General features: G+C 66.1%; 14 protein-coding genes and 4 pseudogenes. 11 read left to right on the plus strand and 7 right to left on the minus strand.

All coding sequences use genetic code 11. The features are described 5' to 3' along the window. Positions 1 to 32: 32 nt before the first annotated feature. A pseudogene (locus ACQEXA_RS11935) lies at positions 33 to 242 on the minus strand (integrase core domain-containing protein); the annotation flags it as partial. Between ACQEXA_RS11935 and ACQEXA_RS11940 the strand changes: the two are divergent. Next, the gene (locus ACQEXA_RS11940; RefSeq protein ID WP_433129724.1) at positions 236 to 388 is read left to right on the plus strand and encodes a DUF5372 family protein; all 153 of its coding nucleotides are present in this window, start codon (positions 236 to 238) and stop codon (positions 386 to 388) included. The pseudogene ACQEXA_RS11935 and the gene ACQEXA_RS11940 sit on opposite strands and share 7 nt — an antisense overlap. Before the next feature lie 273 nt (positions 389 to 661). Here the strand turns inward: ACQEXA_RS11940 and ACQEXA_RS11945 are convergent, their stop codons facing one another. Together ACQEXA_RS11945 and ACQEXA_RS11950 are read right to left on the minus strand one after the other, a co-directional pair. Continuing rightward, positions 662 to 1936, minus strand: coding sequence for an IS701 family transposase (locus ACQEXA_RS11945; protein WP_432921162.1), 1275 nt, complete (start codon positions 1934 to 1936; stop codon positions 662 to 664). A 114-nt stretch (positions 1937 to 2050) separates the two neighbouring features. Beyond that, positions 2051 to 3391 carry an IS701 family transposase gene (locus ACQEXA_RS11950; RefSeq protein WP_433129726.1) on the minus strand — a complete coding sequence of 447 codons (1341 nt, stop codon included), beginning with the start codon at positions 3389 to 3391 and terminating at the stop codon, positions 2051 to 2053. Positions 3392 to 3532: 141 nt separating this feature from the next. Here ACQEXA_RS11950 and ACQEXA_RS11955 point away from each other — a divergent pair. Both ACQEXA_RS11955 and ACQEXA_RS11960 read left to right on the plus strand, forming a co-directional pair. Continuing rightward, a pseudogene (locus ACQEXA_RS11955) lies at positions 3533 to 3683 on the plus strand (transposase); the annotation flags it as partial. Between the two features lie 340 nt (positions 3684 to 4023). After that, complete coding sequence (locus tag ACQEXA_RS11960; RefSeq protein ID WP_433134831.1) at positions 4024 to 4221, plus strand: hypothetical protein; 198 nt, start codon at positions 4024 to 4026, stop codon at positions 4219 to 4221. Between the two features lie 122 nt (positions 4222 to 4343). Here ACQEXA_RS11960 and ACQEXA_RS11965 read toward each other — a convergent pair whose 3' ends face one another. Next, complete coding sequence (locus tag ACQEXA_RS11965) at positions 4344 to 4928, minus strand: TetR/AcrR family transcriptional regulator (protein WP_433129728.1); 585 nt, start codon at positions 4926 to 4928, stop codon at positions 4344 to 4346. A gap of 376 nt (positions 4929 to 5304) precedes the next feature. On the opposite strand from ACQEXA_RS11965, the gene ACQEXA_RS11970 reads away from it, so the two are divergent. The 4 genes from ACQEXA_RS11970 to ACQEXA_RS11985 all read left to right on the plus strand — a co-directional run bounded on the left by ACQEXA_RS11970 (position 5305) and on the right by ACQEXA_RS11985 (position 9622). Then, a complete protein-coding gene (locus ACQEXA_RS11970) occupies positions 5305 to 6639 on the plus strand; it encodes a homogentisate 1,2-dioxygenase (protein ID WP_433129730.1) in 1335 nt (444 codons plus the stop codon). A gap of 19 nt (positions 6640 to 6658) precedes the next feature. Then, positions 6659 to 7150 (plus strand): nuclear transport factor 2 family protein, encoded by a 492-nt coding sequence (locus ACQEXA_RS11975; RefSeq protein WP_433129732.1) that lies wholly within the window; start codon positions 6659 to 6661, stop codon positions 7148 to 7150. A gap of 480 nt (positions 7151 to 7630) precedes the next feature. After that, on the plus strand, positions 7631 to 9118 hold the full coding sequence (locus tag ACQEXA_RS11980; protein ID WP_433134525.1) for an MFS transporter: 1488 nt from the start codon (positions 7631 to 7633) through the stop codon (positions 9116 to 9118). A gap of 207 nt (positions 9119 to 9325) precedes the next feature. After that, the gene (locus ACQEXA_RS11985; protein WP_433129733.1) at positions 9326 to 9622 is read left to right on the plus strand and encodes a transposase; all 297 of its coding nucleotides are present in this window, start codon (positions 9326 to 9328) and stop codon (positions 9620 to 9622) included. 194 nt (positions 9623 to 9816) lie between these two features. Here the strand turns inward: ACQEXA_RS11985 and ACQEXA_RS11990 are convergent, their stop codons facing one another. Continuing rightward, on the minus strand, positions 9817 to 10503 hold the full coding sequence (locus ACQEXA_RS11990; RefSeq protein ID WP_433129735.1) for an IS30 family transposase: 687 nt from the start codon (positions 10501 to 10503) through the stop codon (positions 9817 to 9819). 612 nt (positions 10504 to 11115) lie between these two features. Between ACQEXA_RS11990 and ACQEXA_RS11995 the strand changes: the two genes are divergently transcribed. Then, complete coding sequence (locus ACQEXA_RS11995; protein WP_433129737.1) at positions 11116 to 12081, plus strand: helix-turn-helix transcriptional regulator; 966 nt, start codon at positions 11116 to 11118, stop codon at positions 12079 to 12081. Here the strand turns inward: ACQEXA_RS11995 and ACQEXA_RS12000 are convergent. Both ACQEXA_RS12000 and ACQEXA_RS12005 read right to left on the minus strand, forming a co-directional pair. Then, a pseudogene (locus tag ACQEXA_RS12000) lies at positions 11981 to 12196 on the minus strand (zinc ribbon domain-containing protein); the annotation flags it as partial. The gene ACQEXA_RS11995 and the pseudogene ACQEXA_RS12000 overlap by 101 nt on opposite strands. 35 nt (positions 12197 to 12231) lie before the next feature. Beyond that, a complete protein-coding gene (locus tag ACQEXA_RS12005) occupies positions 12232 to 12561 on the minus strand; it encodes a transposase (protein WP_433129739.1) in 330 nt (109 codons plus the stop codon). Between the two features lie 171 nt (positions 12562 to 12732). Here ACQEXA_RS12005 and ACQEXA_RS12010 point away from each other — a divergent pair, with 171 nt between their 5' ends. The 3 genes and pseudogenes from ACQEXA_RS12010 (at position 12733) to ACQEXA_RS12020 (ending at position 14830) form a co-directional block, all read left to right on the plus strand. Beyond that, positions 12733 to 13671: an ISAs1 family transposase gene (locus ACQEXA_RS12010; protein WP_433129741.1), complete on the plus strand. Its 939-nt coding sequence runs from the start codon at positions 12733 to 12735 to the stop codon at positions 13669 to 13671. A 134-nt stretch (positions 13672 to 13805) separates the two neighbouring features. Then, a pseudogene (locus ACQEXA_RS12015) lies at positions 13806 to 14607 on the plus strand (HARBI1 family protein). Between the two features lie 16 nt (positions 14608 to 14623). Then, entirely contained in the window at positions 14624 to 14830 is a 207-nt protein-coding gene (locus ACQEXA_RS12020; RefSeq protein ID WP_433129743.1) for a hypothetical protein, read from the plus strand. Positions 14831 to 14965: the final 135 nt, after the last annotated feature.

Below are 14965 nucleotides of genomic sequence, written 5' to 3' on the forward strand. Positions count from 1 at the left end.
TGAGGCTGATCCCCGGGAGTGGACACCGGGTTTCATGCGACGAGTGACAGCGTATGTGATGTGGTCAGTTGCTGTTCGAACTCGGCTGGTGTGAGGTAGCCGAGCGCGGAATGCCGACGGCGCCGGTTGTAGTACGACAGCCGGCGGAACAGTTCCAGTCGAGTCTGTGCCTTCGAGGTCCAGCGCCTTCCGTGGAGCAACTCGCGCTTGAGACCCTGGAAGAACGACTCGGCGAATGCATTGGCAATCGCCGTCGAATGCGCTCGTTCCCCGCGATGACGATGGACGTGTCCGGCTGGTCCATCCGTTCCATCCCCGGTCCGGTGAGGATTTCGAGTTCCTTGAGCGGTTGAACTCGTGGCGCGGGGACATGGTGTTGGTGAGGTGACCCCGGTGGTGTGGACACTCTGACCCTTCAGTTGTAGATCATGGTCCTTGTGGTACTTCTGACGTCGCGTGAGATGCGGACCGATCCATGCGTCGTCGTGCGCGGGTGCGGCGGTGGCAGGCGCGGGCGACGGTCTGGTGCAGGCGGCGGTAGGCGGACCAGGCCAGGCCGTGCCGGATACGCTCGGCCCGGTCGGGTTGCGGGGCGAGCAGGATGATCAGGCGTTGGATCTCGAAGGCCGTGAAGCGGACGGGGGCCGGGGTGCCGGTGGGGTCATCGTGGTCCCCCTCTCTGGTCGCCGGTCAGTGTGGGCTGGTCTTGGCCGAAGCGGGTGGAGGCCAGTGGGCCCTGTTCCCGGGCGGCTTGGGCGTCGCAGCCGGCCAGGAAGGCGGCGGCGAGCTGGGCGAGGGTGATGTGCCGGTACCAGCCGTGGTAGGAGCGGACCTCGTAGTCGGCCAGTCCGCAGGCGGATTTCGCCAGCTTGATCGCTTCTTCCACCCGCCAGCGTGCTCCCGGGACCAGCACCAGGTCTTCCATCGCTGTCCCGGGTGGTCCCCAGCCCAGGTAGTAGTCGCGCTTGGCTGGTTCCTCGGGGCGGCGGCGCGCGATGATCCATCGTGCCCAGGCCTCGTCGCCGACCGGCTCGCCCGGGTCGATGATCCGGCGTGCCCACCACTGCCAGACGCGGGTGTCCAGCTGGGAGGGCCCGGCTGGTAGCTGAACCCAGTCCTCCTCCTGGGCGACGCGCTCCACCAGCCGTCCCGCATGCCTCCATCCCGGGCGTGCCAGTACCGGCGTGTTCGCCTGGACCGCTACCACGTAGGGCAAGTGATGTTCCTCGAGGAAGGAGCGGAAGGCCTTTTCTCGCCCGTAGACCTCGTCCGCCGCTACCCACACTGCTCCTTCGCCCTGGGGCAGGTCGGGCAGCGCCCGCTCGATCATCGCCTCGGCCAGCCGCGGCTTGGTCATGAAAGCGCGGTCCTCGGGCACGTGCGCGGCCCGGCAGCGCGCCGGGTCGCCTGTCCACTCCTTCGGCAGGTACAACTCCCGGTCGATCAACGCCTGACCGGCTCCGGTCGCCCACGCGGCCATCACCCCGACCTGGCAGGGGAAGACACCCCCCAGCGCCCCGGAATACTGCCTGGCCACCCCCGCCGAAGCCGTGCCGCGCTTGGCGAACCCGGTCTCGTCCACCACCAGCACTCCCGCCCCGCCCGGCCCCGCGCCCTCCCCATCATCCGCCAGCGCCGCGACCACGTGACGCCGCGTAAAGTCCCGTATCCCCTCCACGTCCCAACGCGCACGGTCCAGCAGATGCTGCTGATTCCACGGCGCACCGTCGCCGGCGTACTCCGCCAACTGCCAGCCGTTCTTCCGCGAGACCGGCCCCAACAAGCCCCGCACACACGCCGCAGCCCGACACCGCACGTCCACCCGGGGGAAGAACCGGCCGACCTCCAACAGCAGGTCATCCAACTGCCCGGCCCACTCCTCCGCCCACTCCCGGTCCGACACCGCGCCCACAACGTCCAGCAACTCGACCTGCATACACGCCAGTTACCCGCCCTACGAGATCGACGAACTACGACCCCGACCATGATCTACAGCTGAAGGGTCTGACACGGCAGCTGTAGTTCTTGATCGGTGATGCATCGGTGCTGGTCAAGTCGTTGCTGTGGCAGTGATGTTGTTCCATCTGCGGTGGGCTTGGGCGGCTTGGTGTTGGTGGTGGCGACGCCAGGCTGACCAGTGCAGGAGGTGGTCGCGTTCGCGTCGGGGGCGGGGCAGGACTGTGATCCGCAGGAGTCGGAGGAGTTCGCGGCCGCTGGGCGGGACGAGCTCGCTGCTCGTGGTGGCCGTGGTGGTGCGGGCGCGGGCGACGGCCAGGACGGCGGCGGCGAGCATGCTGATCAAGGTCCAGCGCATCCAGGAGTTCCAGCAGGTGGTCTGGCCCTGGTCGAGGCCGCAGACGCCCTTGGCCATCTGGAAGTCCTCCTCGACGCGCCACCTGCGGCACACCACGTCCACAAGATCGGCCAGAGTGACCGGGGCGGCGGAATGGCAGCGGTAGAAGGAGAGTTCACGGGTGTAGCGGTGACGGCGCACCAGGACGGCGGCGTGCCCGGGCCGGTGTCCGTCGGGGGTGTCGTCGGGGCGGATGCCGAGCACGGCCCAGTCGTAGTGGCGGTCGCCCTTCAGGCCGTGGCCGGTGCGCAGGCGCATCCAGCTCTTCTTCGGGACCCGGGCCGCGAGGTCGGTGACGGTCAGGCGGCCGACGGCGGTGTCCACACGGTGATCGGTGCGGACGGCCAGGGCGTAGTCGAAGGCGAGTGCGCGGGCGGCCTGTCGCAGCTCACGGCCGCCGTAGACCTCGTCGCCGGCAAGCCACCGTGCCTGTATGCCCAGGTCGCGGGCACGCTGCAGCATGACGGCGGCCTGCTGGGGCTTGGTGGCGAACTCGATGTCGTCCGGGACGTGGGTGAGCAGGCGGCGTTCCTCGTCGGCGACCCACTCCCTGCCGAGGTAGAGGGCCCGGTCGATCGGGGCGTGCCCGGTGCGGCTCGCGTAGGTGAGGTGGACCGCGACCTGGCACAGGCCGAGGCCGCCGAGCGCACCGGAGTACTGGTGGGCCGCACCGACGCAGTCCGTGGAGGACTTCTCGTCACCGGTCTCATCCACGATCAACACCGCGTCCGGGTCGGCGAGTTCACCCGCCGTCCAGGCCGCGATCCGGTCCCGGGCCAGATCGTGATCGACCGAAGCGCGGGACAGGAAGTGCTGCAGCCGATGCGGACCGCCGTGCCCGAGGGCCTCGGCAAGGGTCCAGCAGTTGCGGGTGTCCAGCTCCATCAGCATCGCCTCGCACATCTCCCGTGCCAGGGCTCGGGGTTCACGGCGCCCGAAACAGTCCGCGATCTCTTCGGTCACCGCCCCCAGCGCCGTCATCCATGCCTGCTCGGCTATCGTGGCCTCCACGGCCACCTGCTCCTGATACGTCGTCACAAACGTTCATGATCACGGTGGCCGTACCCATGCTCGCAGGCACCCCACCACCGCACTGACCAGCATCGACAACCTACCGATCAAGAACTACAGCTGCCGTATCTGACAATGGATCTTGCAGATCCGAGGAAGGGTGTCCTGGTGGGACGTAGGTCTTCGTATCCGGAGGAGTTCAGGAACGATGCCGTCGCGTTGTACCGGGCGGTGGACGGGAAGCGCACGTATGCGGCGGTCGCGGCGGATGTCGGGGTGACCGGCGAGACGCTGCGCAACTGGGTGCGCCAGGCCGACGAACACGCTGGCCGCGCTCGCGGCCGCGGCGAGCCCCGAGCTACGACTGGCGTTGTTGCCTTGGCGTTGATCTGTCGGCCGCTGCCTGGGGCGGCACTCGCTGCCGCCGGGCAGGGGACGTGTCCCGATAGCGGCCTTCGCGACAGGCACCGTCACAGTCTTGACCGCCCCGGCCCGGCGACGGTCACCAGCACCCGAGGCGATCAGGAGACAGGCGACCTTGCCCAGCATCACGCAGCCCACGGCCCCATGTCACGTCCCGGCCGACGCCGAGGAGGAAATCTTGCTCGGCGTGGACACCCACAAGGATGTCCACGCCGCGGCCGTCATCACCGCGCTCGGTGCACCATGTCCGTGATACCACCTTCGCCGAGGACGCCTCCCAGCTGCGGACCGGCAACGCACCCCGCGCGATGGCCACCTGGCGCAACCTCGCCATCGGAGCCCTCCGCGCGGCCGGAGTGAAGAACATCGCGGCCGGCCTCCGCCGCAACGCCCGCGACCCTCGCCGCCCCCTCGCACTCCTCGGCCTCGGATGACCACGAACCGGACGTCATGCGACTACGCCGAAGCCCTGATCCCGGTCCCGAAGCGTGGATGCCTCCATCACCACCCGTGCGCCAGGCAAGACGTCAGCGTGCACCAAACCGGCGCAAATCCACTATGTGGTTGCCTCGGGTCGATCGACGGCTGGCCCGTCTTCAACGGCCTCGAAGACGGCCTCGAGATAGGGCGTGAGGCCTGTCACATCACCGTTGAGAGCAGCGACGCCAATGACTTCCCGCATGACGAGGATACCGATGCCTATGGCGAGGATCAACGCAGCCCGCTCGTGACGCTGTTCACCCAGGAGTTGGTCGGCCAGGCCATGTTGGAACCTGTGCTCGATCATTTCCCTCATGATTTCTACAGCCTGCGGGTTCGACGTTGAGCGAATTGTCATGAGCAGGCCCGCCATGCTTCGCTCGGACCGAAGCTGAGCCAGGAACGCTGCAGCCGACTCCTTGCGGCCTACGGATGGCATCTCCATGGTGAGTTCGAGGGCCTCCGCGAACAGGCCCTCCTTGGAGCCGAAGTAGTGGCCGACGAGCCGCGGGTCGACGCCGGCCCTCTTGGCGATCTCACGCAGACCCACACCGTCGTAACCGCGCTCCATGAAGGCGTCGACTGCAGCGTTGCGAATGCGGTCTTGGGTTTCGGCCGTGGTGCGGCGCCCTCCGCCGGCCGAGGCGTTGCGTTCAGTCATGGGAGCAGTATAGTCTCCAACCAGTTCCACAGTCGTGGAATTACTCAGGGAGGCGTTGCGTTCAGCCATGGGAGCAGTATAGTATCCAACCAGTTCCACAGTCGTAGAATTATTTAGAGAGACGTTGCGTTCAGTCATGGGCGCAGTGTAGTCTCCATTCCACAGTCGTGGAATTAACCAGAGAGACGTTGCGTTCAGTCATGGATGTAGCATAGTCTCCCTGTAAATTCCACAGTCGTAGAATTACCCAGAGCAATGGGCGTCTTCTGCCTCCTGCGAGGCCAGGGGGTGAGCTGTTTGCCCTGTCAGGCCGACGGCATGCCTGACGAAGCAAGCCGTGAGTAAGTCGCCCTTTATTTCCAGTGCGAGGATTTGGATGAGCATCCGAACGGATCAGAAAGAAAAAAGCAAGGCGCGCAAGACCGCCGAAGCACTGAGGTACATACACGGCTTCGGAAACCTTCACTCCAGCGAGGCACTGCCTGGCGCCTTGCCTGTCGGCAACAACGCGCCGCAGCGTCCGCCAATGGGGCTCTACACCGAGCAGATCAGCGGCAGCGCCTTCACCGAACCGCGGGCCAACAACCGCCACTCGTGGATGTACCGCATCCGGCCGTCGGCACAGCATCGTGCCTTCAGTCGGATCGACGGGGGAACCTTTCGCGGCATCGCCGATGCCGAGATTGAAATGAATCGCTCCTACTGGAGCCCGTTGCCTGACCCGGCGCCTGGGACCGATTTCGTCTCAGGCATGTGGACCCTCGGCGGCAACGGCGACCCGACCGCACGCACCGGCATGGCCGTGCACCTTTATGCCGCTGACACCTCCATGACGGACAAGGTGTTCAGTGACTCCGACGGCGAGCTGTTGATCACCCCCCAAGAGGGTGAACTTCTGCTGCGCACCGAGTTCGGGCTGCTGCATGTCAAGCCTGGAGATCTTGCGCTGATCCCGCGTGGTGTGCGGTTCCGGGTGGAGTTGCTGGACGCGGTCGCCCGCGGCTATGTCGCCGAGAACTTCGGCCGTCCGGTCATCATCCCCGAACTCGGCCCGCTCGGCGCCAACGGTATGGCGAACCCGCAGCACTTCCGCGCCCCGGTCGCCGCCTACGAGGACGTCGAGCGACCGGTGGAGGTGGTCGTCAAGTACAGCGGAGAGCTGTGGAGCTCGATCTACGACCACTCGCCGCTGGACGTCGTGGCCTGGCACGGCAACCACGTGCCCTACGTTTACGACCTGTATTCCTTCCAGAACGTCGGGACCCTCACCCGCGACCACACCGACCCTTCGATCTACACGATCCTCACCTCGCCGACCGACACCCCCGGCGTGCCCAACCTCGACTTCCTCGCCCCCACCGGGCGCTGGGACGTGGCGGAGGACACCTTCCGCCCGCAGTACTACCACCGCAACATCAGTACCGAGTTCTACGGTGTGATCAAGGTCCCGGAGTCCGGGCCGACGAGCATGTACGGCGAGCCGGGCGCCAGCTCCCTTCAGAACATGATGACGCCGCACGGCGTAGTCCCGGAGATGGACGACGCGGCGACCAACATGCCGCCCGGTCCCCAGCGGCTCAACTGGGGCCTCATGGTCGTCTACGAGTCGCGGGACCCGCTCCGGCTCACCCGCCAGGCTCTTGACTCACCGCGGCGGCGCCAGGACTTCGACACGCTCTGGCAGGGCTACGAGCGCCGCTTCGCACGCTAACCGCTCAAAGGAGACATTGATGAACGACAAGCACGAGATTCAAGACGTCCTCTCCCGGTACGTCCGTGCCACTGACGAGCGAGACCCGGAGGCCCTGGCCGCGCTGTTCGCCGAGGACGGGGTTTTCCAGTTCTTCGGCCGGTCCGGCACGGAGAAGTACCAGTCCTCCGGAAAGCCGATCGTCGGCCCGGAGGCGATCAAGGAATTTGTCGAGGGCTGGCACCCGCTCCCGGAGCGGGCGTACTTGCACCACCTGACCACCGACCATGTCATAGAGGTCGCCGGCGATCAGGCAACCATGAACGCGCAGTGGATCGTGATGTCCACGGTCGCCGAGCCGGAGCCAGAGGGTGGCTGGTCGAAGGGTCATGCCGGGGTGCACGGCAGCGTCGCGCCGACCATGATCGGCTTCTACGACGCCATCCTGCGCAGGATTGACGGAGTGTGGAAACTCACCCGCTTCGACGTCCTGCACAGCCTGCCGCTCGTCATACCGACCGCAGACCGGTAACCATCAACCGGTCTGCCCGTCCTGGGGCGGGAGAAGTCCGCTCCGCGAACCGCGGACACGTGCCTGAAGAGCGCACCAAAGGGCTCAGGCGCCCATAACGGGCCATGCTCTCTGAAGGTGTGACGGTTGCCGCCGTCCATCCATACGTCGTTGATGGCGGGATGAACGGCGGCGACCTGCGCAGGGGTACCGGAGTTGGCTGCGTGCACGCTCGCCTTTAGGCGGCGAGGTAAGCAAGTCAACGGCGCAGTCGCTGGGCTCGGCGCCTTGCCGTTCGTACTGCCCTACCGTTCGCCGGAGCAGATCTGTGGAGCCTCTCAGCTTGCCCTCCACGTATATCGCCTTCGCCTGAACTGCGCGTGCCCAGGGACCTCACCGTAGCCACGACACGGGCACGCCAGTGCCCGCAGTCTTTCCTGTCTGGAGGTCACGAGAATGCCGACGAGACCGAATCATCGACATATACCGAAGCATCGATACATAGGGACTCGCCCGGTCCTCCGAGAACGCCGCACCGGAACGATCGTTTCCAGCCTCGCCATCACAGGCATCTCTGTCGCCGTCATGCAGACGCTGCTCATTCCGGTTCTGACCGATCTTCCAGCGCTACTGCACACGACGCCGACCAACGCCACCTGGCTCCTGACCTCGACACTCCTCGCCAGCGCCGTCTCCACGCCAATTATGGGGCGCCTCGGCGACCTGTTCGGCAAGCGGCGGATACTGCTCACAAGCCTTGCGGTCATGGTCGTCGGGTCGCTGGTCTGCGCATTCACCGACAGCCTGATCGTCATGATCACGGGCAGGGCTCTCCAGGGCTTCGGCACGAGCGCGATTCCGCTGGGCATCGGTATCCTGCGGGACAAGTTGCCGCGCGAGAAGCTCGGCTCGGCGATGGCACTGATGAGTTCTTCCATCGGTGTGGGCAGCGCACTCGGACTGCCTGCTGCAGCGCTGGTCGCTCAGAACGCCGACTGGCACTTCCTGTTCTTCGGCTCGGCCGCCATCGGCGTGCTGTCGATGGCGCTCACCTTCTTCCTCGTGGCTGAGTCGCCGGTACGTGCCGCGGGTACGTTCGACTGGCGAGGCGCGCTCGGACTCAGCGGCGGACTGGTAGCCCTGCTGCTGGCGATCACCAAGGGCAGCCTCTGGGGTTGGGGTTCGACCACCACCTTGGGCCTCTTCACCCTGGCGGCCGTCATCCTCCTTCTCTGGGGCGTAGCGGAGCTCAAGGTCGCCACACCGCTGGTCGATCTACAAACCACGGCCCGCCGCGAAGTACTGCTCACCAACCTCGCGGCGTTCATGCTGGGGGTGGCCTTCTACGTGGTCACGCTCGTCCTGCCACAGCTGCTCCAAACGCCCGCCTCCGCCGGGTACGGCCTCGACCAGTCGATGGTTGTCGCCGGCCTATGCGTGGCACCGATCGGCATCATGATGATCCTGGTCACCCCCGTCTACGCCTGGATCCTGGCGAAGTACGGGCCTAAGGTCGCACTGGTCATCGGAATGATCGTCATGGGGATCGGCTACGGCGCGGGCATCGGCCTGATGAGTGCTGTCTGGCAGACCGTTGTCATCTCGGTGGTTGTCGGCGCCGGCATCGGTTTCGCATACTCCTCCCTTCCGGCGCTGATCGTCAAGGCAGTCGATCCGACGCAGACCGGCGCGGCCACCGGGATGAACACCCTAACGCGGTCCGTCGGTACATCGATGTCCAGCGCCATCATGGGCGTGGTGCTGGCTCACACCTCGGAACGGGCCGGTGCGGTGGTGGTACCCACCATCAGTGGTTTCCGCATCTCATTCGGCATTGCCATAGGTGCGCTGTTCGGTGGCCTGGTACTGGCGGCATTCATTCCCTCCCAGCAGGCCACGAACCTCGTCAAGGCCGTGACCCATGAGAAGGACGAGCCGTCGACGACGCAACCGACAGAGGCTACCGAAGCGCACGACGCAACGCACTGAATGTGAGGTGAGCTGCTGATGAGGATGCTGATGCTGAGGACTCGGGAAGCCAGGGCCGCGCATCCCGTGCTGCCGGCAGCGGAGACCTTGGGGATCCCGCCCGGGTCTCGCCCGTATGCGAGTAGCTGGTCGACGAAGGAGGGGAGTAACGGCGTTGACCTTCCCCTCGTAGCGCAGAGACCGTGATTACAGGGGAAGTTGAGGGTCATGGCAGGCAAGAGGCGGAAGTTCGATGCGGAGTTCCGTGAGGGGGCTGTGCGGATCGTTGCCGAGACCGGCAAGCCGATCGCGCAGGTCGCGAAGGATCTCGGGATTAACGAGACCACGCTGGCGAGTTGGGTGTCGCAGGTCCGCAAGGCCGGCGGGGCCGGGGCGGCGGGTGAGTGCGAGGAGATCGCGCGGCTGCGGCGGGAGAACGCCCAGTTGAAGAAGGACAACAAGGAGCTGGCCATGGAGCTTGATGTGCTCAAACGCTGCATGGTCCTCTGGGTGAGGCAGCTGTAGCGGACGCGGCGGGGCTCGTCGGGGTGGTCAGCGACCAGAAGACCGTGCACAGCATTCCGCACCGCACCTCCTGCCGGGGGCGCGCGAAAGCCCGAGGCTAGCGACCCTCCGTCAGGAAGGGCGGGCGGGCTCACGCGGTCAGTGCATCACCGCTGTTCAGGAGATCAGCGTAGACCTGTGCCGGAGTTCGGTAGTCATGGGTCTTGGTTGAGTTCGTAGGCGATGGCGTCCAGTTCGGCCTGGCTGAAGGTGCGGAGGTCCGCGCCCTTGGGCAGGTGCTGCCGCAACAGTCGGTTGGTGTTCTCGTTGGTGCCGCGCGGCCACGGGCTTCGCGGCTTGCAGAGATAGATGGGCATACCCGTCTCCGCGGTGATGGCTTGGTGCTCGGCCATCTCGCGGCCCCGGTCCCGGGTGAGCGTCCGCCGTGACTGTGGCGGGATGCCGAGGAGGCTGCGGATGAGGTGCGGTGTGACCTGCTCGGCCTTGATGTTGTCGGGCAACGCGACGATGGCGGTGTATCGGCTGGTGCGCTCGACGAGGGTGGCGACCGCTGAGGGCCGGGTGCCCATGACGAGGTCTCCCTCCCAGTGACCGGGGATCTTGCGGTCCTCGACCTCAGCGGGACGGGCGCTGATGGACACCATGCCGCGGATCACGTCCCGCCCGGTGGGTCGGCGGGCGACCTTCGGGCTGCGCATGGGCCGAGCAGTCCGCAGCCGCTGGGTGAGGCTGCGGTCGATCGCCTGGCGGCGGCGCGGGTCGAAGAGCGAGAGGTAGATCGCCTCGTGCGAGACCTGCACGGAGACGTCGCTGGGGAACTGCCGTCGCAGCCAGCCCGCGATCTGCTCAGGCGCCCAGCACAGGGCCAGTTTCGCCTCCACCAGCGCCCGCAATGCGGTCGTTGGGCGAGCTTGGCCTGCTTGCGGGCGATCTCCCGGGAGACGGTCGACGCTGATCTGCCCAGTCACTTGGCCAAACGCCGGGCCGACTCACCTGCCGCGATACCGCGGGATACCTCCCCGCGCTCGCTGCCGGTCAGATGCAGCTTCGACCGATGCTGAGCCGGCGAAAACCCGTAGTCACGCACCGGTGCCTCCACGACCACATGATCGTCCGTGAGTGGTGCGTTGATCACTTGAGGGTGCCAGCGTTTGCCCATGGGTGCCTGGAGGGTCCTTGGCGTCCCCGGTTGGCCATGGTTGACCGGCTTGCCGCACCCCAGATAAGAGCATCTCCTCATAATGGCTGAGGCGTCCGTGCACACGGTCCACAAGAGGGCTGTGTCCCGGACCGGGCGACAGATACGGCTGGCCACATCGGCGCCCGCGCTGATCGTCCGACGGGTGCCAACAACCTCGTTCTCATCGCCGGTGCCGCTGGGGTTGGCCGAACGGTCCTCACGGAACTGCACGCGCAGGACGTGCCAGTGCGCGCATGGTCAGCCGTGACGACGATCGCGCGGCCGAGTTGCGTGCGCTCGGCACGAGGTCGTCATGGGCGACCTGACCCGACCCGAGAGCGCCGCGGCGGTGCTGGAGGGGGTCGGGCGGGTGTACTTCGCGATGAGCAAGCGGATGACTGGAGCAGACAGAGTGGGCGCGTCCACGTGGAGCGGCGAGGAGCTTGGGGCGTTTCTGCGGGCTCGCCGGGCGGCGATGACACCCGAACGGGCAGGGATCCGCACATACGGTTCACCCCGCCGCGTAGCAGGCCTACGCCGCGAGGAGGTCGCAGAGCTTGCAGGTCTGAGCACCAACTACTACGCCCGTATCGAACAGGGCAAAGACCATCGGATGTCGGACGCGGTCATCGAATCAATTGCTCGTGCCCTACAACTGGACCGGGCTGAGCGCATATACCTGCTGCGGCTGGCTCGTCCTCGGCCGATCGAGCTCCCGAACTCGGAATCCGAGGCCGTCAGGCCATCGATTCTCGCTCTGATTCAAAGCATGACAGACCGCGCGGCATTTCTTCTCAACCACAGGATGGATCTGCTGGGCTTCAACTCGCTCGGAGCCGCGCTGCACGGACTGCGACCAGGACAGCGGCCGAACGCGGCAAGGATGCTCTTTCTCAACCCTGCAACGCGGAACCTGCTGCCGGATTGGGATGCGGATGCGCGCAAGATGACTTCAGAGATCCGGATGACTTCCAGTAAGTACCCGGATGATTCTTCACTGACCGAGGTCATCAAGGAACTCCATATCACCAGTGCAGATTTCAGGAGAATGTGGGACCAACACGAGGTTTCTGAATTTGGACCAGCCATTCGCCAGTACGATCATCCACTGGTTGGGCATATGGTCCTGTCGGAGGAAAGCCTGTTCCTTCCTGATGGTACGGGACGGCGTCTTGTGCTCAGCAGCGCCGAACCGGGTAGCCGATCGAGGAATCGCCTCGAGGAGCTGACTGCGCTGGCGGCCAGAGCCAAGCGGTGGCGGACCGGAGGTGCCGCTTGACAAGCGCTGCGAGGTTGCGTGCTGCGTTTTCGTCCCGGCCGAGGACGAGCCCGCAGTGTTCGCACACGTACACACGCACCCGAAGCGGCAGCTTGGGTTTCACTGCCTGGCATCCGCAGCACGACTTGCTGCTGGGAAGCCAGCGGTCGGCTACGTCGAGCGGGCCACCTGTCCAGAGGTTTTGTAGGCGAGATGCCGGCGGATCTCGCCGAACCCGGCGTCGGCCACCACGCGAGCCAGACGTCGATTCTTGAGCATCCCGGCGACGTTGAGGTCTTCCACCACGACCGTGCCGTCCTCGCGTGTCAGCTCGGTGGTCAGCTTGTGTATCGCGTCCCAGCGCAGGTTCGCCGTGCGGTAGTGGATCCGGTTGCGTCTCTGGTTGGCGCGCCGCCACCGGTTCGACGGCTGCTGTTTGGTGTGTCGGTTAGATCCCTGCCGGTCCTCCCCCCAGGGCGGTTTCAAAGTCTTTTCGATCAAGGATCTGTGCTGGTCACGGCATCATGACGATGTGGTGGTGGGCCGCCACACGTGCAACGAAGCTCCGGTTGATGCCGGTGACCTACCAAGTCGCCTGTATCGCCCGGAGCTTCGATGTGTCGTCAGTCTGCCACCGTGTGTCTGGTCAAGCCGCCCTCGCGTCAGCACCGCGTGATCGGCGATCTGCCGTCCCGGCTGGCGACCTTGCCCGATCCACGTGACCGGCGCGGAAGGCGTCACCCGTTCGTGAGCGTACTGCTGATGGCCTGCTCCGCGGTCATGTGCGGGGCCCGGTCCTTCGCCGCGATCGGGCATTGGGCGCGAAACGCTCCGCAGGACACCCTGGCGCGGCTCGGCGCCCGGAGGGTGTCCGTCTTCGCGGTGTGCATCGCGCCGAGCACCGCGGCAATCCGTCGGATCGTCAACCGAGTCTGCCCCGGTGGCCTTGCCGACCTGCTGGGATGTGACCCGTCCGGTGCCGACACCCTGGCCGTGGACGGCAAGAGCGCCCGCGGCTCCCGCCACGGCGACACCCCGGCTGCACATCTGCTTGCCGCCATGACCGGTGGCGGGCTGACCGTCACGCAGCTGCGCGTGCCGGACAAGACGAATGAAATCACCTGCTTTGCCAGCCTGTTGGCCCCGTTCGACTTGACCGGGGTGACTGTGACGGCCGATGCCCTGCATGCCCAGCGCGGCCACGCCCGCTTCCTCGTCGAGGACAAGAAGGCGCACTACGCGCTGTCCGTGAAGAAGAACCAGCCCGGTCTCTACGAGCGGCTGCACATGCTGCCCTGGAAGGAGGTTACCGCGAAGTTCTACGACCGTACTGAGGGGCACGGCCGCAAGGAAACCCGCGTGGTGCAGGTCCTGACCGTCGATGACCTCGACTTCCCGCACGCCGCGCAGGTCGCCCGGGTCGTACGCCACCGCACCTGCCTGAAGACCGGCAGACGCAGCCGCGAGACGGTCTACGTCATCACCGACCTGACAAGCCAGGAAGCCTCCCCACAGCGGCTCGCGAAGATCATTCGCTCGCAGTGGGTGATTGAAAACCGGCTCCACTTCGTGAGAGACACTGAGCCTTTCTCGGTAACCGGCGGTCGCTGAGTGTGATCGCCTCCGGGTGTCTCGTGGTGCACTCCCAACTCCGGTCAGGCGTAAGGCCCCTGGTAGGAACGATCTTGAGACAGAAAGATCCGACCGAGGGGCCTCACGTGCCGACCAGTGTCACATACACCGCCGTGCTCGATGTCCGGCGCTCCACCGCCGAGCACCTGGCCCAGCTCCTGCGAAGCCATCGAGCCGAAGTCGGCACCCGGCGCGGGCGCCGCGCCCTGGGCTGCTTCAAGCAGGCCGTCCTGATCCTGCGCTGGTTCATCGACGGCACCTGCCTGGCCCAACTCGCCCGCGACAATGCCCTGTCCACCTCCACCGCCTACCGATACCTGCACGAAGGGCTGACGGTCCTGGCGGCCGGGGCACCAGACCTGGCCACCGCCCTGGAACGGGCGAAGGCGGCCGGCCTGACCCATCTCAATCTGGACGGCACGGTCATCCGCACCGACCGCGTCGCGGCCCCGGGGTCCAACGGGGCAGACCTCTGGTGGTCCGGGAAGCACAAGCATCACGGCGGCAACGTGCAGGTCATCTCCGCCCCTGACGGCTGGCCGATCTGGGTCTCGCCGGTGCGGCCCGGCCGCGAGCATGACACCACCTGCGCCCGCCACCACGGGCTGCTCGATGCGCTGAACCGGCTCGCCGACCAACTGGGCACCCTCACCCTTGGTCGACCTCGGCTACGAGAACACCGGAGACGGCTTCCGTCACCCGGTCAAGAAGCCCGTGGGCGGTGAACTCACCGAAGCCCAGCAGACCTTCAACAAGGTCATCCGAGGCATCCACGGGATGTGCGAACGCGCGAACGCCCTGCTCAAGACCACCTTCAAAGCCCTGCGGCGAGTCAGCCTCGATCCCAGCCGCATCACCCAGATCGCCGCCGCAGCCCTCGTCCTGCTCCAACTTGAATACGACCGCACCATCTGAACGATCACACACAGGCATGATCGCTTACCGGGAAAGGTTCACTGCCTTCCGCGAGGACTCCTCCAAGGTCCACACCGAGCACGGCCCCGAGAACATGGCCACCTTGCGCAGCTTCGCGATCAACGGCCTCCGTGCCGCCGGCCACCACAACATCGCCGCCGGACTCCGCGAGATGTCCTACGAGCCGTTCACCCGACCCCTGGCTCTCCTCGGACTCTGCTGACCAGCACGGACGCGCCACCGGTAAGACTTTGAAACCGCCCTGGCCTCCGGGGCAGATATGTCCGGCATACGCGAAAAGGCTGAAAAACGCAGCGTCAGCTCAGGGTCTGTCCAGTGAACGGCCCTGTCTCGTATT

Origin of the sequence: Streptomyces sp. CA-106110, assembly GCF_050936285.1 — a bacterium.
Classification (GTDB): domain Bacteria; phylum Actinomycetota; class Actinomycetes; order Streptomycetales; family Streptomycetaceae; genus Streptomyces.

Bases quoted from the DNA above. Each gene is read 5' to 3' on its own strand.
- ACQEXA_RS11965 (WP_433129728.1), bottom strand. From the start codon at position 4,928: ATGACTGAACGCAACGCCTCGGCCGGCGGAGGGCGCCGCACCACGGCC.
- ACQEXA_RS11985 (WP_433129733.1), top strand. From the start codon at position 9,326: ATGGCAGGCAAGAGGCGGAAGTTCGATGCGGAGTTCCGTGAGGGGGCT.
- ACQEXA_RS12020 (WP_433129743.1), top strand. From the start codon at position 14,624: ATGATCGCTTACCGGGAAAGGTTCACTGCCTTCCGCGAGGACTCCTCC.
- ACQEXA_RS11940 (WP_433129724.1), top strand. From the start codon at position 236: ATGCATTGGCAATCGCCGTCGAATGCGCTCGTTCCCCGCGATGACGAT.
- ACQEXA_RS11945 (WP_432921162.1), bottom strand. From the start codon at position 1,936: ATGCAGGTCGAGTTGCTGGACGTTGTGGGCGCGGTGTCGGACCGGGAG.
- ACQEXA_RS11975 (WP_433129732.1), top strand. From the start codon at position 6,659: ATGAACGACAAGCACGAGATTCAAGACGTCCTCTCCCGGTACGTCCGT.
- ACQEXA_RS11970 (WP_433129730.1), top strand. From the start codon at position 5,305: ATGAGCATCCGAACGGATCAGAAAGAAAAAAGCAAGGCGCGCAAGACC.
- ACQEXA_RS11995 (WP_433129737.1), top strand. From the start codon at position 11,116: ATGGGCGACCTGACCCGACCCGAGAGCGCCGCGGCGGTGCTGGAGGGG.